The organism is Tatumella ptyseos ATCC 33301 (assembly GCF_000735525.1).
Taxonomy (GTDB): Bacteria; Pseudomonadota; Gammaproteobacteria; order Enterobacterales; family Enterobacteriaceae; genus Tatumella; species Tatumella ptyseos.
The window spans coordinates 142,360-167,080 of sequence record NZ_JMPR01000028.1; the positions used below are offsets into that span (position 1 = coordinate 142,360).

The 24,721-nt window shown below is 52.5% G+C and carries 19 protein-coding genes and 1 tRNA gene; 8 read left to right on the top strand and 12 right to left on the bottom strand.

Annotated features, from left to right (window positions below):
• Window positions 1-17 precede the first annotated feature (17 nt).
• The 4 genes from bla to nifJ form a co-directional block, all read right to left on the bottom strand.
• Entirely contained in the window at window positions 18-911 is an 894-nt protein-coding gene (bla, locus tag GTPT_RS08470) for a class A beta-lactamase (RefSeq protein ID WP_051170740.1), read from the bottom strand.
• Between the two features lie 173 nt (window positions 912-1,084).
• Window positions 1,085-1,825 (bottom strand): SDR family oxidoreductase, encoded by a 741-nt coding sequence (locus GTPT_RS08475; RefSeq protein WP_025903366.1) that lies wholly within the window; start codon window positions 1,823-1,825, stop codon window positions 1,085-1,087.
• Window positions 1,826-1,989: 164 nt separating this feature from the next.
• On the bottom strand, window positions 1,990-2,232 hold the full coding sequence (locus GTPT_RS08480) for a DinI family protein (protein ID WP_025903367.1): 243 nt from the start codon (window positions 2,230-2,232) through the stop codon (window positions 1,990-1,992).
• A 222-nt stretch (window positions 2,233-2,454) separates the two neighbouring features.
• Window positions 2,455-5,964 (bottom strand): pyruvate:ferredoxin (flavodoxin) oxidoreductase, encoded by a 3,510-nt coding sequence (gene nifJ, locus GTPT_RS08485; protein ID WP_029990256.1) that lies wholly within the window; start codon window positions 5,962-5,964, stop codon window positions 2,455-2,457.
• 492 nt (window positions 5,965-6,456) lie between these two features.
• On the opposite strand from nifJ, the gene efeU reads away from it, so the two are divergent.
• From efeU to GTPT_RS16725, 4 genes are all read left to right on the top strand, one after another.
• Window positions 6,457-8,034 carry an iron uptake transporter permease EfeU gene (efeU, locus tag GTPT_RS08490; RefSeq protein ID WP_029990257.1) on the top strand — a complete coding sequence of 526 codons (1,578 nt, stop codon included), beginning with the start codon at window positions 6,457-6,459 and terminating at the stop codon, window positions 8,032-8,034.
• 10 nt (window positions 8,035-8,044) lie between these two features.
• Complete coding sequence (efeO, locus tag GTPT_RS08495; protein ID WP_029990258.1) at window positions 8,045-9,268, top strand: iron uptake system protein EfeO; 1,224 nt, start codon at window positions 8,045-8,047, stop codon at window positions 9,266-9,268.
• A gap of 3 nt (window positions 9,269-9,271) precedes the next feature.
• Window positions 9,272-10,537, top strand: coding sequence for an iron uptake transporter deferrochelatase/peroxidase subunit (gene efeB, locus GTPT_RS08500; protein ID WP_029990259.1), 1,266 nt, complete (start codon window positions 9,272-9,274; stop codon window positions 10,535-10,537).
• A gap of 365 nt (window positions 10,538-10,902) precedes the next feature.
• Window positions 10,903-11,202 carry a zinc ribbon domain-containing protein gene (locus GTPT_RS16725; RefSeq protein WP_029990260.1) on the top strand — a complete coding sequence of 100 codons (300 nt, stop codon included), beginning with the start codon at window positions 10,903-10,905 and terminating at the stop codon, window positions 11,200-11,202.
• A 293-nt stretch (window positions 11,203-11,495) separates the two neighbouring features.
• Here the strand turns inward: GTPT_RS16725 and GTPT_RS08510 are convergent.
• The 3 genes from GTPT_RS08510 to GTPT_RS08520 form a co-directional block, all read right to left on the bottom strand.
• A tRNA-Pro gene (locus GTPT_RS08510) sits at window positions 11,496-11,572 on the bottom strand.
• Window positions 11,573-11,645: 73 nt separating this feature from the next.
• Window positions 11,646-13,403 carry an LPS biosynthesis-modulating metalloenzyme YejM gene (gene yejM / locus GTPT_RS08515; protein WP_025903373.1) on the bottom strand — a complete coding sequence of 586 codons (1,758 nt, stop codon included), beginning with the start codon at window positions 13,401-13,403 and terminating at the stop codon, window positions 11,646-11,648.
• 18 nt (window positions 13,404-13,421) lie between these two features.
• The gene (locus tag GTPT_RS08520) at window positions 13,422-13,649 is read right to left on the bottom strand and encodes a YejL family protein (protein WP_025903374.1); all 228 of its coding nucleotides are present in this window, start codon (window positions 13,647-13,649) and stop codon (window positions 13,422-13,424) included.
• Window positions 13,650-13,931: 282 nt separating this feature from the next.
• Between GTPT_RS08520 and yejK the strand changes: the two genes are divergently transcribed.
• Window positions 13,932-14,939 (top strand): nucleoid-associated protein YejK, encoded by a 1,008-nt coding sequence (gene yejK / locus GTPT_RS08525; RefSeq protein ID WP_029990261.1) that lies wholly within the window; start codon window positions 13,932-13,934, stop codon window positions 14,937-14,939.
• Between the two features lie 58 nt (window positions 14,940-14,997).
• On the opposite strand, the gene rplY is transcribed toward yejK, so the two are convergent.
• Window positions 14,998-15,282, bottom strand: a complete 285-nt coding sequence (rplY, locus tag GTPT_RS08530; RefSeq protein ID WP_025903376.1) for a 50S ribosomal protein L25 — start codon at window positions 15,280-15,282, stop codon at window positions 14,998-15,000.
• A gap of 139 nt (window positions 15,283-15,421) precedes the next feature.
• Entirely contained in the window at window positions 15,422-17,176 is a 1,755-nt protein-coding gene (gene radD / locus GTPT_RS08535) for a DNA repair helicase RadD (RefSeq protein ID WP_025903377.1), read from the bottom strand.
• Window positions 17,177-17,319: 143 nt separating this feature from the next.
• Here radD and rsuA point away from each other — a divergent pair, with 143 nt between their 5' ends.
• Window positions 17,320-18,054 (top strand): 16S rRNA pseudouridine(516) synthase RsuA, encoded by a 735-nt coding sequence (rsuA, locus tag GTPT_RS08540; RefSeq protein ID WP_025903378.1) that lies wholly within the window; start codon window positions 17,320-17,322, stop codon window positions 18,052-18,054.
• A gap of 23 nt (window positions 18,055-18,077) precedes the next feature.
• Complete coding sequence (locus GTPT_RS08545) at window positions 18,078-19,259, top strand: Bcr/CflA family multidrug efflux MFS transporter (RefSeq protein WP_025903379.1); 1,182 nt, start codon at window positions 18,078-18,080, stop codon at window positions 19,257-19,259.
• A gap of 168 nt (window positions 19,260-19,427) precedes the next feature.
• Here the strand turns inward: GTPT_RS08545 and mepS are convergent, their stop codons facing one another.
• Entirely contained in the window at window positions 19,428-20,003 is a 576-nt protein-coding gene (mepS, locus tag GTPT_RS08550) for a bifunctional murein DD-endopeptidase/murein LD-carboxypeptidase (protein ID WP_029991423.1), read from the bottom strand.
• 763 nt (window positions 20,004-20,766) lie between these two features.
• On the opposite strand from mepS, the gene GTPT_RS08555 reads away from it, so the two are divergent.
• Window positions 20,767-22,329: an APC family permease gene (locus GTPT_RS08555; RefSeq protein WP_025903381.1), complete on the top strand. Its 1,563-nt coding sequence runs from the start codon at window positions 20,767-20,769 to the stop codon at window positions 22,327-22,329.
• Window positions 22,330-22,807: 478 nt separating this feature from the next.
• Here the strand turns inward: GTPT_RS08555 and GTPT_RS08560 are convergent, their stop codons facing one another.
• Together GTPT_RS08560 and yeiP are read right to left on the bottom strand one after the other, a co-directional pair.
• On the bottom strand, window positions 22,808-23,506 hold the full coding sequence (locus tag GTPT_RS08560) for a phosphatase PAP2 family protein (RefSeq protein WP_025903382.1): 699 nt from the start codon (window positions 23,504-23,506) through the stop codon (window positions 22,808-22,810).
• Window positions 23,507-23,891: 385 nt separating this feature from the next.
• Window positions 23,892-24,464 carry an elongation factor P-like protein YeiP gene (gene yeiP / locus GTPT_RS08565; protein ID WP_025903383.1) on the bottom strand — a complete coding sequence of 191 codons (573 nt, stop codon included), beginning with the start codon at window positions 24,462-24,464 and terminating at the stop codon, window positions 23,892-23,894.
• Window positions 24,465-24,721 lie beyond the last annotated feature (257 nt).

A 24,721-nucleotide genomic window follows, 5' to 3' on the forward strand; every position in this document is an offset into this window, starting at 1 on the left:
ACCGGTGTTTTTTTATATTATGGCTTTGTCGTTTTTTCCGGTCTCCCGGTCAGGTCGCTGAACATCGCAGCCCCTATACCGGCAATTTGTCTGTTCAGTACGTCCATGCTTGCATCATTATCTGTGATGTAGATGACCACGATATGTGACGGTTTCCCGGCAGGTCCCGTTACCGCGATGATGCCGCGTGAGCCATGTTCACCAGCTCCTGATTTATCCGCAATAAACCAGCCCGCAGGAAGTACCTTACGCAGAAGTGGCCCGGCGACCTGATCCGCTATCATCCAGTGCAGTAACTGTTGTTGTGAGGCTGCGGTCAGTATTTTACCGCTTAACAGGTTGCGCAGTGTTCGAGCCATGGCCTCTGGTGTCGTTGTATCGCGCGGGTCGCCTGGCAGGGCTTCGTTTAACTCCGGCTCCTGACGATCAAGCCGGGTCATCGGGTCGCCTGTCTGGCGTAAAAACCGGGTTAACGCCTGCGGTCCTCCGATAGAGGAGAGCAGTAAATTAGCCGCCGTGTTGTCACTCATCGTGATGGCGGCATCGCATAATCCGGCAATAGTCATCCCCTCATTGAGATGCTGCTTCGTGACAGGGGAATACTTTTCCAGATCCTGCTGACGATACATTATGCGACGTTCTGGCTGCTCCCGCCCGGAATCGATACGGGCTAATACCGCGCCGCATAGCAGGACTTTATAAGTGCTCATCATCGGGAAGCGTTCCCCGGAACGATAACTTTCACGGAGCGCGCCGGTGGCAAGATCAAGCTCTGCAAAGCCGGCCCGCGCATGCAATTGTTGTTCAGCCAGTTTTGCCTGCTCCGGGGCAAGGCGGGGGGAGGCAATGACCGGCAGACAAAAGGCGGTTATTAACAGAGACAGGGGCAGATAAATGTATTTCAGGGGCATATTTTCTCAGCGTTGGTTCAGGTGAGATCGGCGAAGAAAAATGACCTCCCGCCGGTATGATCTTCTGTTTAATTCACTCTCTGACATTCAGGTTGCCCCCGGTCAGGACGTTTTTACGGAGCGTGGAACGGAGACTTAGGTGAGAGACATAAGCCTTACTCCGGGAGTCTTCATTAGTAATGAATTAACCCTCCGTCCACGGCGTACTGACTTCCTGTCACGAAGGATGAATCGTCAGAGAGAAGAAACAACGCAACGGCGGCAGCTTCTTCTGCAGTGCCAATCCGGCCCAGGGGGACCTGGCTGACCACTGAACTTTCAAAATTCTGACGCGATTCTTCAGGTAAAAAGTGTCTGAAGTTGGTTTCGATTGGACCAGGGACTAACGTATTGGCTCTGATCTGGCGCTCTGCAAGCGCGGAGGCCCAGCTTTTAACCATAGCGATTACCGCGCCTTTAGTGGCAGCGTACAAACTCGTCATGGCTGCACCTTCGTAAACAGAAGACGATGAGGTCACCAGAACTGAACTATGAGTATTCAGGGAGCCTGATAAGGCTGAGAGTTGTAACATCGGCCCCCGCACGTTGGTATTCATCATACGGTTAAATGTCTCTGCGGTAACTGACTCAGGAGAGCCAATTTCTGCAAATCCGGCATTCAGCCATAGTCCGTCAAGCATTCCCCATTGAAGAATCGAATCTCTAAGCGCTGAACTATCAGCTTCGCATCCGGCATCATTTTTGAGTATCAGTGATGTGTCCGGGAGGATTTTCTTAGCCTGTTGTAAACGTTGCTGATGAAGTCCGGTAATCGCGACCTGACCGCCTTCTTTCACTATACGCAAGGCACCCGCTAATCCCATGCCATTGGTCCCCCCCGTGATCAGTATGCGTTTTCCTTCAAATCGTCTCATTATTCAGCCTGTTACCGTTGGTTTCTCAGTATCACCCTTGCGGATGATTTCATTGATATCGTTGTACACAGAACAGGGCGGGCGGCATAACTACCAGCCCGCCGGAAAGCGGGAGATCGTGCCAGGGGATGAAGAAAACCTCCTCTGATGGCAGGCGGGGGCGACTAATAGTCGCTGACCAGCCACATATCAGATTCTTCGAACATCTCTTCCAGCATACGGTTCAGCTTTTCACGATCACTTTTGCTGGCATCACTGTTGAGGCCATTTGCCTGCATCGGCTTGACCCGCACGCTGGCCTCCGGAAAAATTTTATGAACCCGGCGGGTCAGTTCTTCCAGAATAATCTCTTTCGCGTTCTCTAAACCTTCGACATTGCGCTTATCGTATACTAATTCCACAAACATGATCACTACACCCGATGACTGGTTATATAACCAGTAATTTAGCAGGAAATGGCAGCGATAGCAGCTTTTTTATCCGTGCGGGCGGAAATAAGGCTGCTCCGGGGATAGCGCCGGCACGGAAGGCCGGCTTTGGCATATCAGCGGCGGACGTCGCTGATATGCGTGGGGTTTCCGCGACGGCTTCGGTGACCGGAAGCCGTCTTAGACAATAGCAGTCCGGCGCTATTTCTCAGCAAGTGTTGCCAGAAAATCATAACGTCTTTGTAAATCTTCTGCCGCGTCTTTCCAGAGCTGTTCAGCGACTTCCGGCTGCTGCTGATTGAGGCGCCGGAACCGCTGCTCATGGCCCAGCGTTTCTGCCAGTGCATCTGACGGAGGACGTGAGTCCAGGCTCAGTGGCGGCTTACCGCTTTCACTGCGACGCGGGTCGAAGCGGTACAGGGGCCAGAAGCCGGTGGCTGTCAGCTGACGCATCTGGTCATGGCTCAGTGCCAAATCATAGCCGTGCTCCTCGCAGGGACTGTAAGCGATAACCAGAGACGGTCCCGGATAGGCCTCTGCTTCCTGTATGGCTTTGACTGTCTGATTAAGCTGGGCTCCCAGCGAAATCTGAGCCACATACACATGTCCGTACATCATAATATTGACCCCGAGATCCTTGCGGGCCTTACGCTTGCCGTGCTCTCCGAACTTCGTCACCGCACCCAGCGGTGTCGCTTTTGACGCCTGCCCGCCGGTATTGGAATAACACTGCGTATCCAGTACCAGCACGTTGACGTTCTCATCCATGCTGAGCACATGGTCCAGCCCGCCATAACCGATATCATAGGCCCAGCCATCTCCGCCGATAAGCCAGACAGACTTATCCACCAGTGCATCCGCATCCCGTTGCAGTTCTGCTGCCAGCGGATCCTGCACCCCGTTGAGTGCTGCCTGCAGTGCGGTTATCTGCTCGCGCCGTTGTTCTGTTTCCGCCGGTTGCTGCAGTGCGGAAAATAATGTCTCCGGGATCAACTCACGGCACTGGTCGAGTAACCGTAACCCCCGGTTTTTACGGTGATCGGTCGTCAGTCTGAATCCCAGACCAAATTCTGCGTTATCCTCAAACAACGAGTTAGCCCAGGCCGGCCCGCGTCCGTGACGGTCTGTTGTATAGGGAGTGGAAGGCAGGTTACCGCCGTAAATCGATGAGCAGCCGGTTGCGTTGGCAATCAATAGCCGATCGCCCCACAATTGCGTTAACAACTTGATATAAGGGGTTTCGCCACACCCGGAACAGGCTCCGGAATATTCCATCAACGGCGTCAGTAACTGTGATGTGCGTATATCAATCCGCTCCAGTTGCTGGCTCTGCATTTCCGGCAGTTGCAGGAAGAAATCAAAGTTTGTTTTTTCTTCTTCAGCATGTTCAAGGTGCGAGCGCATATTGATGGCTTTAATCTCCGGTTGCTGGCGATCTTTAGCCGGACACACCTCCACGCAGAGATTACAGCCGGTGCAGTCCTCCGGGGCCACCTGCAGAATATATTTCCGGCCACGCATATCCCGGGACTTAACATCCAGTGATTGCAGGGAGACCGGGGCCTCATCCAGCGCTTCCGGTGCGACCACTTTGGCCCTGATCGCCGCATGAGGGCAGGCAGCGACGCAGTGATTACACTGAGTACAGAGGTCTGGCTTCCAGATGGGAATGTCGCTGGCAATGTTCCGTTTTTCCCACTGCGTTGTGCCGGAAGGCCAGGTACCGTCGGGGGGCAGGGCGGAAACCGGCAGTTTATCACCCATACCGGCAAGCATGGCGGCAGTCACGGTTTTGACAAAGTCCGGCGCGGCATCAGAGACCACCGGCGGACGTGGCCTGCTTGCGTCAGAGACCGGCTGCAACGGAATTTCATGCAACGAGCCCCGCGCCAGAGCGAGTGCCTGCCAGTTTTTTTCGACCAGTTCCTGTCCTTTGCTGCGATAACTGCGTTCAAGTGCCGCTTCCAGAGCCTGGCTGGCCTGTTCCTGCGGGATAACCCGGGTCAGACTGAAAAATGCCATCTGCATGACCGTATTAATACGCGCCCCCAGCCCGCACTGCCGGGCTATTTTCGCTGCATTAATGGTAAAGAACCTGGCCTGTCTTTCGTTCAGCACACTCTGAACTTCCCGGGGCAGGGTCTGCCAGACGCTTTCCGGGGGATGCGGTGTGTTCAAAAGAAAGATCCCGCCGGGGCTGAGGTGCTCCGCCATCGGATATTTATCCAGAAACTGGGGCTGATGGCAGCCGACAAAACCGGCCTGACGGATCAGATACGCTGAACGGATAGGATGCTCACTGACCCGTAAATGAGAAACGGTCAGGCCGCCGGCTTTTTTGGAGTCATAAACAAAATACCCCTGGGCATAACTGTCAGTATTTTCGCCGATGATTCGGATATTATTTTTGGTGGCAGAGACACTACCGTCACTGCCCAGCCCGTAGAATAGCGCTTCCATCTGCGCCAGCGAAGGCGGACGTTTTTCAGGTAATGGCAGTGAAAGACGGGTGACATCATCATAAATGCCGACGGTAAAACGGGGTTTCGGGGACTCTTTTTCCAGTTCACTGAAGATAGCCAGTACGCATTCCGGGTCAAATTCTTTAGAGGACAGTCCATAGCGGCCTCCGGAAATGCGTGGCAGTGCCTGGCGTTCACCACGGCTGACCGCATCTGCCAGCGCGCTGATAACATCCAGACAAAGAGGCTCTGCCGGTGCACCCGGCTCTTTCGTCCTGTCCAGCACGGCAATCGTGCGCACACTCTGAGGCAGTTTTGCCAGCAGATGTGCGGCAGAGAAGGGACGATATAAGCGGACTTTCAGCACACCGACCTTCTCTCCCCGGCTCAGTAACAGGTCGGTGACCTCTTCACAGGTACCGCCTGCCGAGCCCATGATGATGATGACCCGTTCCGCCTGCGGATGACCATAATAATCGAAGGGCGCGTAGTGGCGGCCGGTAAGTGAGGCAAACTGCTGCATGGTTTCTTCCACATGCCCGCAGACGGCGTCATACCAGGGGTTGGTGGCTTCACGGGACTGAAAGAAGGTGTCCGGGTTGGCGGATGTCCCGCGGATCACCGGCCGCTCAGGGCTGAGGCCTCTGGCCCGATGTTCATCTATCGCCTGTTGCGGCAGCAGAAGCTTCAGCGTTTCATCGCTCAGCGGGATGATCTTGTTCAGCTCATGAGACGTCCGGAAGCCGTCGAAAAAGTGGATAAACGGCACCCGGCTCTTCAGCGTTGCGGCATGCGAGATAATGGCAAAATCCTGTGCTTCCTGCACACTGCCGGCACACAGCATAGCGCAACCGGTTTGCCTGACCGCCATGACATCTGAATGGTCACCAAAGATGGAGAGCGCATGCGTGGCCACCGTTCTGGCCGCGACATGCAATACAAAAGGCATCAGCTGACCGCCCAGTTTATACAGGGTGGGGATCATCAGTAATAATCCCTGAGAGGACGTAAAGGATGTCGCCAGCCCGCCGGTCTGTAATGCGCCATGGACGGTGCCGATGGCTCCGGCTTCGGATTGCATCTCCACCACCCGCGGAATATCTCCCCAGAGATTACGTTTACCGTTGCCGGACCAGGCATCTGCCTGCTCCGCCATCGCAGAACTTGGGGTGATCGGGTAAATACCAATAATTTCACTGCATTTAAACGCGACTGCCGCGACCGCGCTGTTACCGTCTGTAGTAATCATTGCTCACCTGAAAATATGTAATGTATTTTTTCAGGATGGTATCCCGCTGTCATTCAGCCGTGTTTTAAATAGTGCTATCCCTGTGGACATGGGTGCGATCGTATTAAAAGAATGATTTTTACGTAGCGGCAGAGAACGACTTATCCCGCTACGGGATGCGGGAGTCTTTCACTGTCACCCGTGTCATAACTTTCCCTGGGAAAGTCAATCAGGGTGTCTTCAGGGGGGACAATAAGGCTCAGCATTCAGCAACCCGCTCCCGGCCGCCATTGCCTGTGGCACGGGGCCTGATCACCAGGCAGTCTCCGCCGGGAATGGAAGAAGAAATCCATAGGTTCTTTTTCTGCTCATCATTATGTCGCTGTCGGGTGAGACCTGATTATAAAAATTTACATAAATAATCATTAATTCATGTTTACTTACCCATACTTAAGTATGAGAATGATAGTAATTACTATTAGCATTTAATTCCGTTCGGGCAGGGTATCTCTGGTGTTAGCCACTCTTGTCATAGCATTACGCGAAGGGCTGGAAGCAGCCTTAATCGTCGGCATCATTGCCGCATTCTTACGTAAAAACGGTAAAAGCCTGTACGCCATGTGGATCGGCGTACTGCTGGCTATTGCCCTCTCTTTGCTGGTGGGTGTCGGCCTCAGCCTGACAGAACGTGCTCTGCCGCAGGCCAGACAGGAAGCCATGGAAGCCGTGATCGGCCTGGTGGCTGTCTTTTTTGTCACCGGCATGGTGATGTGGATGAATAACCACGCCCATGAGATTAAACGTCAGCTGGAAAGTGAAGCCGCCGACGCTATCCGTCAATCCAGTGCACTGGCACTCGCCGGTATGGCTTTTCTGGCGGTGCTTAAAGAAGGGTTCGAAACCAGTGTTTTCCTGCTGGCGACCTTCTCGGTCGCACAGTCAGCATCCCTGGCGGCGACCGGTGCGGTACTGGGGCTGATCCTCGCGGTTGCGATTGGCTGGGGCATTTATATCGGTGGTGTCAGGCTTAATCTTGGCCGCTTCTTCCGTTATACCGGGTTGTTTCTGATCCTGGTCGCGGCAGGGCTGATTATCAGTGCGTTGCGCAGTGGCCATGAAGCCGGCTGGCTGAATATCGGTCAGCAGCGTGTCGTTAACCTTAGTCCGCTGATCCCGCCGGGATCTGTCCGCTCGGCATTAATCACCGGAGTGCTCGGTATTCCGACCGATCCGCGACTGCTTGAGGTCTGCGGCTGGGGGATTTACATCGTGCTGACGGGGGGTCTGGTTTTCTGGCCACGTCATCTGCGTCCCGGGGCAAAGCGGCTCAGTAAGTTGCTCTTTTTCACTACAGTCGTACTGCTGGTTGCCGCCGCCGTTCTGCACTGGCGTACACCCGGCAGCAGCATCCGGCTGCCTGCCACCGCACCCTTGCAGGAAGGGGGGACGGTAACACTGCAGCTTCAACCGGCAGGGGGGTACCGTTTGGAGGTTAATGCGGGGCAACAGGTACCCGTAACCTATACCCTCGCCGCGGATCAGCAGCATATGACAGTGCAGCAGGGGGTCACATTACAGCAGTGGACCCTCAGCCGTCAGCCGCCGGTCACGGGTCTGCCGGCCACCCTGACGCTGGATCAGGTGCTGGCGCTGTCCGGCAACCGTATTCCTGTCGGATTGAGCCCGGTACAACATCCAGGTCCGTATCACGCCAGCTGGAGTGTCAACTGCACTCTGGAAGCTGAAACCGTCAGTCATGCGCTCTACCGTGCCGTCGCGCGGGAAACCACCCTGATGACGCTTTCCGGCGGCGGTTTATTATCTCCGCGGACGTTTTCGGTGCGCGCAGCGATGCCGCAGACGGGATGTCACTGGCAACTGGCGGAGAGCTGGCAAAGCGAGGTGGACAATGCGCTGCAAAAAGCAGCACAGGCTTACCAGCATCATCTGTTCCTGGCTATCGAGCTACCGATCATGCTGGTACTGATGGCGGTTATTACATTTGTTCTGGCATTGCGCCGTCTTGCGGATGTACGCAAGACAGATGAAATAGCGCATGCCGGCCATCCTTCATTATCTGAACATAAGTAAAGGGCCTTTTATGATCAACTCCATGTTTAAAAAGAAAAAGTCAGTTCTGGCATCGGCTGTTGTGTCAGCACTGTTGCTGGTGTCGCTGGAAGCCACGGCAGCGGGTACTGTGGCTCCGGTCGCTAAAGGTGTATCGCAGGTCAATATCACGTTAACCGGTGCGGAAGGCGGAACCTGTGTGGTCGACCATACCCTTGCCAAAGCAGGCCCGGTCACGTTTACGGTGGTTAACAAGACGGCGACCGCCATTACTGAAATTGAGCTGCTGAGTGATAACCGTATCCTCGGTGAAAAAGAGAACCTGGCTCCGGGCCTGCCGGCCGGTAAATTCACCCTGACGCTGGATGGCGGTAAATATCAGATTTATTGCCCTGGGGCGAAGCAGGAACTGATCAACTTTACCGTCACCGGTAAAAGTGCGGCGAAAGCTACCGGCAGCACCGCTGACCTGCTGAAGCAGGGAACAGATGGCTATGCGACCTACGTGAACGGTGTGGTGGATGCCATGGTGGTGGCCGTTAATCAGCTGAAAGCCGACATTGATGCCGGTGATCTGGAAAAAGCGAAAGCACAGTATGCCAAAGCGCGCCCGTTCTATGAACGTATTGAATCGGATGTCAGTGGTTTTGTCCTGCCAGGCTTTAAAGCCACGGATAACGCCGGTAACCTCGATTATCTGATCGATATGCGCGCTTCTAACCAGGATCCTAAGGTGGGCTGGCACGGTTTCCACGCCATTGAACGTGATCTGTTCGGCGAGGGTAAAATCACCGATAACACCAAAAAACTGGCGGCAGAACTGCAGCAGAACGTCACCCGGCTGGATGGCCTGACCAAAGGGCTGACCTATAAGCCGGAAGATCTGGCTAACGGTGCAGCCGATCTGCTGGAAGAAGTTCAGAGCAACAAAATCAGTGGTGAAGAAGAAGCCTTCAGTCACATTGATCTGGTGGACTTCGCCGGTAACGTTGAAGGTGCACAACAGGCGTTTGAATTTCTGAAACCGGGACTGAATAAAATCGACCCTGATCTGACCCGTCGGGTGGAAGCGCAATTCGCTAACGTGAACAAACTGCTGGACAGCTACCGTGATGGTAAAATTGCCGGTGGCTACCGTTACTATACTGCGGAAGTGAAGGCTGCAGATGCGGCCAGACTGAGTAAAGCTGTACAGGCATTGCAGGAACCGCTGTCTAAAATTGCAGAGAAAGTGGCCACAGCCGGAGGCGCGTGAGTGATGAAAGATAAACAGAATACGGAGCGTGACAAGACCAGTGTCTCCCGCCGTCATCTGTTAAAAGGGGCGGTGGCGGGTGCGCTGGCCATGCCAGGCATGGCAGCGGCACACAATGCAGCGGTTGCGAAAGCCGAACCTGACGACCAGGTTGATCTTTCCCGGCAACATGCATTTTATGGCCAGGGCGGACAGGCGGGAGTCACCACTCCGCCTCAGCGTCATGTGATGTATATGACGTTCGATATGACCAGTCAGAACCCGCGGGACCTGCAAATCCTGCTGGCCCGCTGGTCAGCGGCTATCGCGCAGATGATGGCCGGGGAAATCATTGGTCAGGTTGAGCCTGTCCGGAACAGCGGTATCGGAATGGATACCGGTGAAGCCCTGGATCTGGGCCCGGCGTCACTGACTGTTACCGTAGGGCTGGGGCCGGGTATTTTCACGGAAACCTACGGACTGGCAGAGAAAAAGCCGGCTTTGATGCGCGAACTGGTTCAGTTACCGAGTGATAATCTGCAACCGGCGTTTACCGGAGGTGATCTCTCATTGCAGGCCTGTGCGGATGATCCTCAGGTGGCTTATCACGCCATTCGCAACCTGGCCCGGATAGCTAAAGCCACGGGGGCAGCCGAAACACGCTGGTCGGTACTGGGGTTTGGCCGTGCATCAGCAGGCAAAAACCAGAGTACTCCCCGTAACCTGTTTGGCTTCAAAGATGGTACCCGTAACCTGACCGAACAGACTGATTTTAACAAATTTGTCTGGATCAACGACGGCGGACCCGCCTGGCAGCAGCAGGGGACCTATCAGGTGGTACGTAAAATAAAAATGCATATTGAAAACTGGGACACGGATCGTGTCAGTGATCAGAATGCCGTTTTTGGCCGTCATAAGGTCTCCGGCGCGCCGCTGAGTGGTGAAAGGGAATTTGATACGCCTGACTTTCACAAAAAGGACAGTGACGGTGCGCCGGTGATCCCGGTAACCTCACATATCAGTCTGGCGGCACACGAGAACAATCAGGGGATCCGCATCCTGCGTCGCTCCTATAACTACACCGACGGCATCAATCAACTGGGCATGCTGGATGCCGGGCTGCTGTTTATCAGTTATCAAAAAGACCCGGCCAGCTTTGAAAAGTTACAGACACGGCTCGGTGCGGCCGATGCGTTGAATGAATATATCTCACATATCGGCTCCGGTATCTTTTTTGTCCCTCCGGCACCCCGTGAAGGTGAATATATCGGTTCACAACTCTTCAGCTAAGTTACCCCGTCTGACCGTCTCTGCAATCCGGCCGGTGACAGGCATGCGTAGCGCGGTTCTTCAGGGTCTCAGGGATGAGACCCTCGGTTCCGTTTTTCTCCGGGATGAAGTGACATCGCCATGTTGTCTGCGTGGACGGGTACTCAATTTATATTCCCTCGCTTTCAGGAAAACCGGCTCCGTAAATCAGAGGGAGGCAATGCTGTCAGACAGGTTAATCTCCAGCCCGCGGAAGGCTGATGAGGAACAGACAGGGCACATCAGCGGCTAGCTGTCTCTGACAGGATAAGATCCGGATTTTAGTATTTTTATGGCAGTTGAGTTAAATAAGAAATAAACTTAACACTAAATGTTAAGGAGAATTTATGAATACTGAAATGATGATCTGCCCGCATTGCAAAAGTGAGATCCCGCATGGCGCTAATGTTTGCAGGGGATGTCAGGCAGAAATCAAGTACGGTACGCCGGGTTTATTTATGTTAGCCGGTTTTATCCTGCCGCTTCTTGCAACATCGTGGATCCTTAATGCGTTACGTACCCATTCGACCTTTGTTATGTGGTTCATTGGCTTACCTTTGACAGTTATCGGATGGTTATTCTTCTATAAGCTGAGCCAAAAACTGTTCTCTCGGCGGATACATTTTTCCCGGACTGTTAAAAAGTAAAAAACATCTCCTGTGAAGAGTGTCGCCGGGGGTTTTTCCATGCCTGCAGCGGAGAATATCAACGTTGTGTCAGGGACAGGAAAAAGTGTCGTAGCGGATGGCAGCAGAGGAGGGGCGTTATACACCCTGTCGTGACACGGCCTCCAGGGGGCGGTTGTCGTATCATTCAATGTATGGCTGTAACCCCGGGCAGTGAGTGCATATTCAGGCAAACAAAAAACCCGCAAACTCAGTGAGGATGCGGGTTTTTTGTGGGGTTTCCATCAGTCACCGGTACTGACAGAATAATGATTTGGTCGGCACGAGAGGATTTGAACCTCCGACCCCTGACACCCCATGACAGTGCGCTACCAGGCTGCGCTACGTGCCGGACTCTGAGGCACTATAGTACGGATAATTTTCAAAATAGCAATATCCGTGAACGCTAATTGTCTCATTAATCATCAGTTTGCAATAAAGCGTTTTTCTTCTGTCAGTACCTGCAACAGCAACCCAAGCTCCGGACGCTGTTTGCGCAAACGTCGTCCTTCAGCGTCATAAGTGGTGTAATTACCATCATTATTCAGCACCAGTGTCATCTGCGGGGTAGTGATGATCAGCCGGCCGGCATCATTGGTGCTGGTAACCCAGTGGTGCTGACGCTGCGGACTGAACAGGTCTTCGCCCTGAGAATAATCTTCCGCCGGGGTTGAAACATGCAACAGGCGTTGCATCAGGGTTGTCATCACATCCTGTTGATCGGTTAGCTGTCCGATACGTTGCGACGGTGTTGAAGGCCAGTGAACGACTAAAGGTACCTGTAATAACTCACGGTTACCGTCATCATCCCCGGTGTCATTGAAACTAATCCCCTGCCCGGCAGTGATGATAACGACCGTATTCTTCAGCGAGTTATTCTGCTGCAACTCGGTGAGAATTCGGGCAATTTGCTGATCAACATTGCCGCTACTCTGTGCATAATTTTTCTCACGTGCCGCCACGGTATTACCACTGGCATTAATCCCATCCAGTGACACCCATGAGAACCACGGAGCTGAAGTATTCTGTTGTTTCTGCAACCAGGCCTGCCATTGATCGACCGTCTGTCCGTCGTTTTGAGAGGTTGCTGCTGGCAGAGAGTAGTCTGCCAGTAATGCCTGACGGTACAGGGGCTGACTGAAGCCATCAGAAGAGAATAAACCAAACTGATAACCCTGATTATTCAGAGTGCTCAGCAGGGCAGAAGGCATCCGGGCCGCCAGAATCCCGTTCATATAACTGGCCGAAATACCGTAAAACAAGCCAAACAGCCCGCTTTCGCTGTTACTGCCGGAGCTGAAGTGCTGCGTAAACTGTATATTGCTGTCCGCAAACTGGCTTAGTGCCGGGAAACGGGTCGCCATATGAGACGCATCCGCTCCATTGACGGTGATCAGCATCAGATTATAGTGGCTACCGCTTTGAGTGAAATTGATATCACTGAGCGGATACGCCACGGAAACCGCATCCGGGTCTCCCTGCTGAATAAGCCGGCGCTGATATTCCTGCGGGTCCAGCAGGCCGTGTTTTTCAAGAAAGCGCCGTGCGGTCATCGGATAAGATAACGGCAGATTCGCTCTCTGCATGGTGATTGGCCGGTAAAAATTAGCATCTGCCCAGATATACAGAAGATGACTGGATAAAAATGCCACGATAAACAGCACAGCCAGAGGTTTGCCAAAACGTCGACGGTTGAGACTGCGCAGTTTCTGCCAGCTCCAGGTGGCAAAAAGCATTTCCACCAGGAAAATGACCGGCACCGAAATAAACATCAGTTGCCAGTCACGTGACATATCGCTCTGTTGCGGGTTGACCATCAAATCCCAGACCACAGGATTAAGATGCAGATGGAAACGATTAAAGACCTCGCTGTCCATTAACAGCAAGGTCAGCCCACTGGTGGCCAGAATCGAAGAGATAACCCTAAGCAATCGTTGTGACATCACAACGAACGTCAGCGGGAAAATGACCAGCAGATAAGCGGCAAAGACCAGAAAGCTGAAATGACCGACCCAGCTACAGTAAGCATAAATTCTGCCTGCCAGCGAGGCAGGCCAGTCAGTTACCAGCAGATAACGGCTGCCCAGGATTAGCGCGAAAAAAATATTAAACAGGGCGAACCAGTGCCCCCAGCTTATCATCCGGGACACTTTTTCCCTGTAGCTCTGCTGGCTGTTTACCATAGGGTTCAGATCATATCATCAATGTGCATGGTCTTCGCGGACAGAAGCCTGCAATGCTTCAGCGAAGGAACGTGCCAGAGTATGACGTTGCGCAGGCGCAACGCTGGCGTTAATCAGATTCGTCACCATATTGCCCAATACCATCAGGGAAAGGTCAGTCGGTGCTTTATCTTTTTCAAGTACTTCAACAAGTTCAGCGAGCAAGTTTTCTACACGCTCGTCACTATATCGGGATGATTGTGGCATATTATCAGTTAGCTAAGTCGTAAAAGGCGGCTATTCTACTGCAAACACGACTTTTTTTCTGCAATTTTATTGTCTGTTTACCTTCAGCATAGCGACGGTTTCGTTACTGACTGTTGTAGCCTATTGTGGCTGATCTTGCACCGTTTTTCATGTGCGGCTGGCTGAGATTTTGAATATTCTGAAAAATCACCGGGGGTCAGGACGGTATCCGGCAGGAAATAAGATTGAAAGACGTTCGGGGCAATGGTTGAATACGCATCTGCATAAGAAGGGGAGTCTGCCATGAGTCTGGATATTGACCAGATTGTCGTCCATCAGTTAATCAAACGTGATGAAGATCAGCTGGAGCTGGTGTTACGTGACTCTTTGCTGACGGCCAGCGAAGCTGTCGAAGAGATGCTGGAAGAGTTACATCGGGTCTATAGTGCTAAAAATAAGGCCTATGGATTATTCAATGAAGAAAGTGAACTGGCTGACGCCCTGCGTCAGTGCCGTCGCGGTGAGCAGGATTTTTTAGCTTTCAGTCGCGCCGCCACCGGCCGTCTGCGGGATGAGCTGGCAAAGTACCCGTTCGCGGAAGGCGGTGTGGTGTTATTTGCCCGCTACCGTTACCTGGCCACCGAATATCTGCTGATCTCTGTGCTGAATAGCCAGGCCAGTATGCGGGTGAATGAGAGCCTGGACATCAGCACCACCCATTATCTGGATATCAACCACGCGGATATTGTGGCACGGATTGATCTGACCGAATGGGAAACACAACCGGAATCGCTACGGTATCTGACCTTCCTGCGCGGACGGGTAGGGCGCAAAGTGGCAGATTTCTTTATGGACTTCCTCGGGGCCAGTGTCGGTCTGGATACTAAAGCCCAGAACCGTAGCCTGTTGCAGGCGGTCGATGATTACTGCGATGAGGCAAGCCTGGATAAAAAAGAGCGACAGGAATACCGTCAGCAGGTCTATACCTACTGTAACCAGCAGTTGCAGGCCGGTGAAGAAATCACGGTTCGGGAACTGTCGGGTGAATTACCGGAAGTGGCTGAGAAGAGCTTCAGTGATTTCGCCAGTGAGCAGGAATATTCGCTGGAAGAGAGCTTCCCTGCGGATCGCAGTACCCTGCGTCAGCTGACCAAATTTTCCGGCAGCGGGGGCGGACTGACGCTGAACTTCGATGCGATGTTACTGGGTGAACGTATTTTCTGGGACCCGGCGACAGATACCTTGACGATTAAAGGCACACCGCCCAATCTGCGGGATCAGTTACAGCGCCGGACAAACAGTAAATCGTAATCCGGTTGCATAAAAAAACGCCGCATTATGCGGCGTTTTTTGTAAAACCATTCAGCGATTAAGCACGAACGAAGTCGATGTGCTGAATTTTTGGTTTGAACGGGTGACGCTGTACGGCCTGAACTTTAACTTTAGTTTCTTTACCGTCAACAACCAGGGTCAGAACCTCAGAGTAAAACGCCGGGTTAACCTGCATGTTGATTAAAGAATCGTGGTCCAGTTCGATAGAAACAGCTGCTTCATTTCCGCCATAGATGATAGCCGGGAATTTTTTAGCTGCACGCAGGCGGCGGCTCGCACCCTTACCCTGCACTTTACGTTCTTCTGCTTTGATAGTGAACATTCTTATTTCTCTTCGTAATTCTGTTACAGGCGACCCAGCAACAGAAGGTTATTCATAAGCACTCTTACCGGATGTAAAAGCGCGCGGCATTATAACGGCTTCACTGACGCCGGGCAAATAAAATCACCCGGCGGGCGCTTTAGCGCAACTGGTGAGCTTTACGGAAACGCCCCTGGTAATCAAAGACCTTATGGCGTATTTGCCAGAAATGACCTTTTTTGCGGGCGACAATAAAGTCCGGATAACGGAAATGCTCACTCAGTGCCGCCAGGTCCGCCGCCGTTTGCCAGTGAAGCGGCGTTGCCGGGGCCTTATGATGTTGTCTTAAAAACAGCGTTTCAAAAATATGACGCTGTCCCGGGGTCTGCAGCCGGAAAAGCTCGCTAACTTCGGTGGCCTCCTCATCGTAATAGGTGACCTTCAGGCTTTCGCCCCGGCTATCGCGGCCCGGCTGCAGGGTCATCCCTGCGCAGCGTAACACCAGGGCATCTTTCAGTTTTAGCGCAGCCTTCAGCATATCGTCGGGGTCGGTCAGAATGCACTGGCACTGATGACAGACCCGGGCGGCTATGTCATTTTCCGCATTACACTGCGGGCAGGATTTAAAACGGAACCGGAAATCACACTGTTCACGGGGAGCGTCCGGGAAGTCAATGATCCCCTGGCAACGTCGGCCAAAATGCTCGGTGATGGTACCGTCGGCGGTGGTTTTGCCCCAGAACGTATTGGCAAACCCGCAGGCCGGACAGAAAACCTGTACCGGCTTATTATCACTGGCCCCTTTCGGGGTACCGATTTCCGGACTGAACAGGTCATGAGGATTACCGGCATAGTCGAGGATAAGACAATCCGTTTTACCGGGTGACAGGCGCAGCCCCCGGCCGACAATCTGCTGATACAGGCTGACGGATTCGGTAGGGCGAAGGATGGCGATAACATCCACGTGCGGCGCATCGAATCCGGTCGTCAGCACAGAGACATTCACCAGATATTTAATTTTCTGTTGCTTAAACGTGGCCAGGATTTCGTCCCGCTGCCGTGCAGGCGTTTCGCCGCTGATCAGGGCACTCTCCGGGGGCAGCAGACCGAGAATTTCCCGGGCGTGCATCACGGTGGCCGCAAAAATCATCACGCCGTGCCGGTCTTCAGAAAGTTCAATCACCTGGCGGATGATTTCCGGTGTCACACGCCGTTGTTTGCTGAGCTGATTATTCAGGTCCCGTTCGCTGAACAGCCCTTGCTGCGACGAAAAAAGGGCGGAAAAATCATAGTGAACCACCGGCATATCAATCCGGTGGGGATCGGTCAGATAACCATTTTTTATCATATAGCGCAGTGGCAGTTCATAGATACATTCATAGAACAGCGCATCCGCATCGCCGCGTACCATACCGTGGTAGTGCAGATGATAGATCCAGCCTTTCCCCAACCGGAAAGGCGTCGCGGTCAGCCCCAGCAGCCGGAGTTCCGGGCGTCGCTGGCGCAGATAAGAAAATATGGTCTGATACTGGCTTTCCTTGTCGTCGGCAATCCGGTGACATTCGTCGACAATAATCAATGAGAACGCGTCGTCAAAGGCGTCCAGGTTACGGGCCACGGATTGCACACTGCCGAACACCACTTTCCGGTGGCTCTGTTTTTGCTGTAAGCCGGCAGAGAAAATATCTGCGCTGAGCCCCAGCGCTTCATATTTTGCATGGTTCTGAGCAACCAGCTCTTTCACATGGGCCAGTACCAGTACACGGCCCCGGGCTTTGCGGGCCAGTTCGGCAATCACCAGGCTTTTACCGGCCCCGGTGGGCAGAACAATGACGGCCGGTTGCTGATGCTTACGGAAGTAACTGATGGTGGCATCCACCGCTTCCTGCTGATAAGGGCGTAGCGTAAAAGACATAAAACGTCACTTTTCCGGGACTGACTTAAGGGATCGCATGCCATCACTGACAGTGCAGTACAGAACACGCTATACTGACCGGCTGAAGATGACGGTTAGCGTCATTGTATTTACCCTTCGCTGCTACAGGCAAAAAGAAATTCATGCGACTTGATAAATTCATCTCTCAACAACTGGAAGTTAGCCGGGCTATTGCATCCCGCGAAATTCGTGCTCAGAAAGTCACCGTCGATGGCGAGGTAGTGAAAGACAGTGCTTTTAAGGTCTCTGAGGAGCATGAGGTTGCCTACGACGGTAACCGGCTGCAACAGATCACCGGCCCCCGCTATTTTATGCTGAATAAGCCGCAGGGGTATGTGTGTGCGACGGATGATGAAGAATACCCGACGATTTTATATTTCCTCGAAGAGCCGATGGCCTGGAAACTTCATTCCGCAGGGCGTCTGGATATTGATACTACCGGACTGGTACTGCTGACCGATGACGGACAATGGTCACACCGCATCACTTCGCCACGCCATCATTGCGAAAAAACCTATCATGTCACGCTGGACTCTCCGCTGGATGAGCAGGTCGCCGAACAGTTCGCCAAAGGTGTGGCACTGCGCGGGGATGACGAGGCGACAAAACCCGCCGTGCTGGAGGTGATCACCCCGACCGAAGTGCTGCTGACCATCAGTGAAGGGCGCTACCATCAGGTCAAACGGATGTTTGCTGCCGTGGGTAACCATGTTGTCGCACTTCATCGCCAGCAGATCGGCGATATTGTGCTGGATGAGGCCCTGGAGCCTGGTGAATACCGTGAACTGACCCGTGAGGAAATCGACAGTGTCGGCCTTCCTGTAGAATTACAACAAAAAACAGCGCGTCGTAAATAGCCTGTTCCCCCCGGAGAAAAAAATTGAGGCTTATCGTTATTCTGGGCTTACTGGCGATGCTGATGCCACTGTCTATCGACATGTATCTGCCTGCTATGCCACAAATTGCCAGCGACTTTATGGTATCCAGCGGTAAGGTCCAGATGACGCTGAACATCTATATCCTGGGGTTTGCTGTCGGTCAGCTCTTTTATGGCCCGCTTTCCGACAGCCTGGGGCGAAAGCGGGTGTTACTGCCAGGGATTGGGGTTTTTATCGCGGCGGCGGTGGGTTGTGCGCTCTCCGGGAGTATTGACCACCTTATCTGGATGCGGCTGCTCCATGGCCTGGCCGCGGCATCTGCCGGGGTCGTGATCAATGCCATTATCCGCGATTCTTATGCCAGCGCTGAGTTCTCACGCATGATGTCGATAATGATGCTGATCACCACGCTGGCACCGTTGCTGGCCCCGATTTTCGGAGGCTGGCTGCTGCTCGTTGGTGACTGGCAATCCGTATTCTGGACCCTGGCGGTGGCAGCTCTGGCCGGGTTCCTGCTGGTGACGTTTTTTGTGAAAGAATCGTTGCCTGTCACGAAACGTCAGCCGTTGCATCTGCGAACTATCCTGAACAACTTTATTATTTTGTTTCGTAACAAAACGGTCTTTGCGCTGATGATGGCCAGCGGATTCTCGTTTGCCGGTTTATTTGCTTTTCTTAATGCAGGGCCATTTATTTATATCCGGCTTTATCATATTTCACCGCAGCATTTCGGTTATTATTTTTCGCTGAATATCGTTTTCCTGTTCACGATGACATTTATTAATACCCGACTGGTCCGCAAAACAGGGCCGCTGTTCCTGTTTCGCATGGCCCTGATGATACAGTTTGTTGCGGGTATCGCATTATTACTGGTCTGTGCATTAGGGTTGGGGTTGTATCCTCTGGTGCTGAGTGTGGCGGTCTTTATCGGCTGTGTGTCTATGGTCTCCTCCAACGGAATGGCGGTTATTCTGGATGACTTTCCGCACATTGCCGGGACGGTTTCTTCACTGGCGGGTACACTACGCTTTGGTATTGGTGCACTGACGGGGGCGTTATTATCACTGTTCAGTTTTAACTCGGCCTGGCCGATGGCCGGAATGATTGCTGCCTGCGCCACACTTTCTGTCTTACTGTTTCGTTACGCCTCCCGAAGTCAGCGTCAGGGCAGACCGGCAGAATAATAATTAAGCAGGCAGGGGATCGGTTTGCTGGCAGGCGTTTACCGGCGGGGCAGGAGCGTATTCGTCACTGGAAAAAATAAGTCCGCTGGGATATCAGCAAAAAAAAACGCTGCCTGAGGGCAGCGTTTTTTTTAGTGTCTGGCTAAAGACTTTAAAGGCCTGATGACATTAACTGTTGACGTTAGTTAAGACCCGTCTTGCTTCGCGATAGCGATGTTTCCAGTAACTGTCATTAAGACTTGAAATCATTACGCCGCTGCTGGTGGAGGCATGGACAAAGTTATTATTGCCCAGATAAATGCCTACATGGCGGCCGGTCGAGCCAGAGTGAAACAATACGATGTCACCGGGACGCAGTTTGTTGCGTGAAACTTTTAACCCTGCATCCTGTTGTTCATAAGTCGAACGGGGTAAATCCAGACCAAACTGCTCGCGGAACGTTCGCTGAACAAAGGCAGAACAATCGATACCGCGTTTAGTGTCTCCACCCATCCGGTAACGCACGCCTTTCCAGTCAGCATACTGATCCAAAATACGGGACTTAACGTCCACATTTTTAACCATCTGCTCAAATTCAGCCTGAGACGCCTGAAGTAAAAAACCATTATGGTTGTTAACTTCATGCTTCTCTACCCGGGCAGTGGTTTGTGCGGGGGTGGTGCTACAGGCTGAAAGTAATGTTGCTAAAGCAATTGCGGGGACGACCCGCCAGATATATCTCAGAGAAGGTTGAGATTTGACCATTATATGTAGTTCCCTTCAAAGTCCTTACGACAAATTGCCGCTAGCCAGATAACAAGAAGAAAGAGAATAACCGGACGGGTATGCTGAGAGGCACTGATTATAGGAACACGCAGATAAGCAGATAAAATGCAGTGAACAGATAATACGTTAGCGCTTGTGTCAGAACATATGCCGATATAAAGGCAGGTTACCGCATAAAATGCCAACTGGCGAGTGCTTTTCGGGAAATTTTTGATTTAGATTAATCCAATAAAATTGCTTACCATTTGGGGAACAATCCGCCAAATCTGTCTTATTGTGAAAAATCACTATGACTACTGAGAACTTATCCCACTTCTCTGGCCGGCGACTGACCTGAAACCCGTTTTTTTTGGCAGGAACCCTGCAAAATCCTGACGGACATTTTCCACGCCATTACCTGCTTTGCAGGCTGCCAGGGCCTGTCATTACTGGCCTGGCGGGTTATTAACATCATCAATACTCTCGCCGGACGAACGGGTTGCCCTGTCAGGGTGCAACATTCAGGTTGCTGCGCGAAAACAGTGCATGATCTCCGGGCTACCGGCTTCGGTATCCGGTCTGTGGCACAGATAAGTGAACAGGCGTATACGTGACCCCGGAGCAGGAAGAAATAACCCGGATTTATCCTGGCTGTGACTGTTTATTATTTCTGGCACGAAAAATGCTTCACTGGCAGGTAAGGAAATAAAAACTAAGACGATATGACGAAGTTTCAGTCGCAGCACAACATGATGAGGTCTTTATGGCAAAGGGTGCATTTAAACAGAAACTAGGGCTGGTTGATCTCAGCCTGTTAGGAATAGGCTCGATGATCGGGTCCGGCTGGCTTTATGCCGCATTAACCAGTTCAGGTTATGCCGGTGCCCAGACAGGGTGGGCATGGATCCTGGGAGCCATTATCGTATTAATGATAGGTTTAGTGTTTGCTGAGCTTTCCGCGGCCATTCCGCGTGCCGGGGGATTTGTACGTTATCCTAACTTTTCTCACGGCAATGTTGTGGGGTTTGTTATCGGTGTCAGTTCGCTGCTGGCCTATACCAGTACTGCCGGAGTCGAGGTTGAGGCCGTTCGTCAGTACGCACAATACTGGTGGCCGGGGCTAAGTCACACGGATGGCAGCCCGACCGCCGCCGGGTTTCTGATCCAGATCCTGTTACTGGTTGGCTTTTTCCTGCTGAACTACTGGAGTGTCAGTGTCTTTGGCCGGGTGAATACCCTGATCACCACCTTCAAGTTTGTGGTGCCTTTACTGACCATTGCCACCCTGTTTATGTATTACCACGGTGCTAACCTGGATGTGCCACCACCACCACCGGGCGGTGCACACGGCATCTTCACATCACTGACCGGTGCAGGCATTGTGTTTGCCTACCTCGGTTTTCGCCAGGCGGTCGACTTTGCCAGTGAGGCTAAAAATCCTCAACGGAATGTCCCGTTGTCTATTATGATTGCGATTGCTGTGAGCTTTGTTATCTACATTGCCCTGCAGTATGCCTTTATGGGTGCAGTCCCTTCAGAAGCACTGACTGCCCATGGCTGGGATGGACTGAAACAGATCTTCCAGTCACCGTATGCGGATCTGGCCCGTAGCCTGGGAATTACCTGGCTGATTAACCTGATCCTGGTCGATGCGGTCATTTCCCCTGCCGGTACCGGTAATATCTATCTGGCCGGTGCCAGCCGTGTTCTGTTTGCCTGGGCACGTAACGGACACCTGTTCAAAATCTTCGGTGAGCTGGATCCTAAATCGGGTGTACCACGTGGTGCATTGTGGTTATCACTGATCCTGGCCATTGCCTGGACATTACCTTCCGAGTTCCAGGTATGGGGTGGACTGATTGGGGCAGTGACGTCAGCGACCGTTTTCACCTATATGCCAGGTCCGGTCACTCTGGGGGCATTTCGTCGTCATCTGCCCGGCATGGCACGTCCTTTCCGTCTGCCGCTGGCCTCAGTGCTGAGTCCGTTAGCCTTTGTCGCCAGTACACTGCTTATCTACTGGAGTGGCTGGTCCGTTAATGAACTGTTGATCCCGGTCTTTATTCTGGCCTGGCTGGGGTATGTCATCTTTGCGAAAAAGACAGCGACGTCTGCCCGTGACCTGAAAAGCAGCTGGTGGTTACTGGTTTACTACATACTGATCCTGGTGATTTCTTATCTGGGAACCTTTGGCGGAATTAATGCGATTGGCTCACCGACCGATATGATTCTGGCGGCTGTCGCAGCACTGGTCTGCTACTACTGGGGCGTGGCAACCAGCCTGCCTGTGCCGGAAATTAAGGATCACGAAGAACTGACTGACTGAGTATTAGCAACGCGACTCAGAAAGTATTAAACACAAGGCGCCTGATAAAGGCGCCTTTTTTACGCCTGGCTTCCCGCCTCTGCGCCTTGTTAATGCAGTACACGACCTGGTGATGCTCCCCGGAGAGGCCCGCGTACGGGATGTTCCCTCCGGCACCACCGTGCTGAGCGACGGGTCTTACGTTTTTTGCCGGAGGCGGGCTGACCCACTTTGTTACTGGCGGTTGATCACCGGCTATCCTTCCCGGATGTGTCCGGTCTGCGGGATATGCCCGTCGGCGGAAACCTCGGCTTGACTGTCAACATCAGCGGAGGATGAACAGCCCCTGACGTACAGGGGGGAATGCTCAACCCCTGGCGGTGGCCTGCTATAAATAAGAAAGGGACGACAGGAAGGTGAAAACGAAAAGGGCGGTGACGGGGCAACAATGAGTAAAAAAAACGCCAGTGCAGTCACACTGGCGCAGGTATGGAACCGTTTATTTTTTTCTGCGAGGCAGTTTTTTATCCAGATAGTTCACCAGCATGTCGCTACCCGGGGTCAATAGCCACCAGCTCATACCGACCAGAACGACAGACAGCGAGCCGACAGCGATATCGGTAAACCAGTGTGCGCCCGCCATGACACGAGGCATAGCAAAGACGAAGAAGATCACCAGGGCCTTAATAAAGGCGCGGCCGCCAAAATAACGCCACATAAAACAGGCGAAAATCATCAGCATCATCCCGTGGTCACCCGGGAAACTGTCCCCTGACGCATCTTTAGTCGGAATACCGGTCAGCTCACCTGCACGGTGAGCATTATGGAAGAACAACGTCGGGCTGCTATGAACCACCGGGATACGGTGACCCAGTTGGTTCAGCACGACCGCACTGATCAGCATGGTCACACCGATAGCCAGCATGCGATGGTGACCCGCCGCATCAGTTTTCCGCCAGTAGGAATAGTAGAGCAGTCCCATCGCTATCAGGGAAACCAGATCAAAGCCCCGGAAGTTAGTGATTGCAACGAAGATGGCAAACGCATGATGCGTCACCATCTGGTTGTTGAAACCGAAGAAAATGGCTTTATCGAGGCCGAACCAGAAACCGTGATGTTCCGGCAGATACCACGAAAAAAAGAGTGCGATGCCCAGGGCATTCAGCAACAGGATAATCATCAGACGTGAAAGGCGCATTTTATAAACTCATTTTTTAAATAACGGTGTAGGGTACAGATAAATAGATAAATGAATGTTCAACCATCCTTAATAAAGGTCAGTCACCGGCCGGTTAACCCGATCCTATTCCTGCGGCGAACATGTCAAAAAAACGCGCTTATTATACAGATTATTAAGTAAGAAAATTTGACAAATCACGTGATAAAGTAACCGTGTTCGGCGACATTTTTTCAGTTACAGCATACGGAATCCGCCAGCTGAAAGGCGTTTAAAAGCGGCGGGGGACAGAACAAGACGACCCCCGACGCTGAGGGGTTTCGATACAGAAGTCATACGAGCGCTTTGCGGGACGGTATTCAGGGGAGGGGAAGTACGGACGACCCTTGGGGTCGTCCGTGAGATCTTAATCAGCACGTCCCATATAACGACGTTCAGGGATATGAATACGGATTTTATCGCCATTGCTCAGGTATTCCGGTACCTGTACCACCAGCCCGGTACTCATTCCCGCGGGTTTGGTGCGGGCGCTGGCCGAAGCGCCTTTAATACCGGGTGAAGTATCGGTAATTTCCATATCAACGGTCTGAGGTAATTCCAGAGCCAGGATCTGGCCGTCCATGGTCAGGACATGCATCCCCGGGATCCCGCCTTCAGGAATGAACAGTAACTCTTCTTCAATCTGTTTCTGATTGAAATGATAAGGGGTGTAATCCTCATCATCCATAAAGACGTACTCTTCGCCGTCAATGTAGGAGAAACTCACGGCCCGGCGGCTGAGTGAGATAGTGTCGAGGATATCATCACCTTTAAAGCGTTCTTCTACCTTCAGTCCGGTACGGATGTCAGTAAAACGCATTTTATACAGCGTTGCGGCACCCCGTGCACTGGGGCTCTGCACATCAATATCTTTTACCAGCAGCAGCTTTCCGTTCCAGCTCAGGGCCATGCCACGTTTAATTTCATTCGCCTTCGGCATCGGTTTTCTCACTATGTCAGCAATACAGGGAATTATGCGCGCAAAGTTACTCGCGCAATGCGTGCCAGGCAAGAGAAAGAAGAGAAATTATTTAGCCTTTGATGTCGAAGGGTCTCAACAGAAGGCCGGCAGAGATAAACGTACCGCCAAGCGCAAGTTATAACTATTAGCCATCGCTTCCCCGGGATAACGGCTGATTCTCCGCTCACAAAGCCTGTAAGTGCCATCGTGGAAAAAATATCAGCAGGTGACAGTAA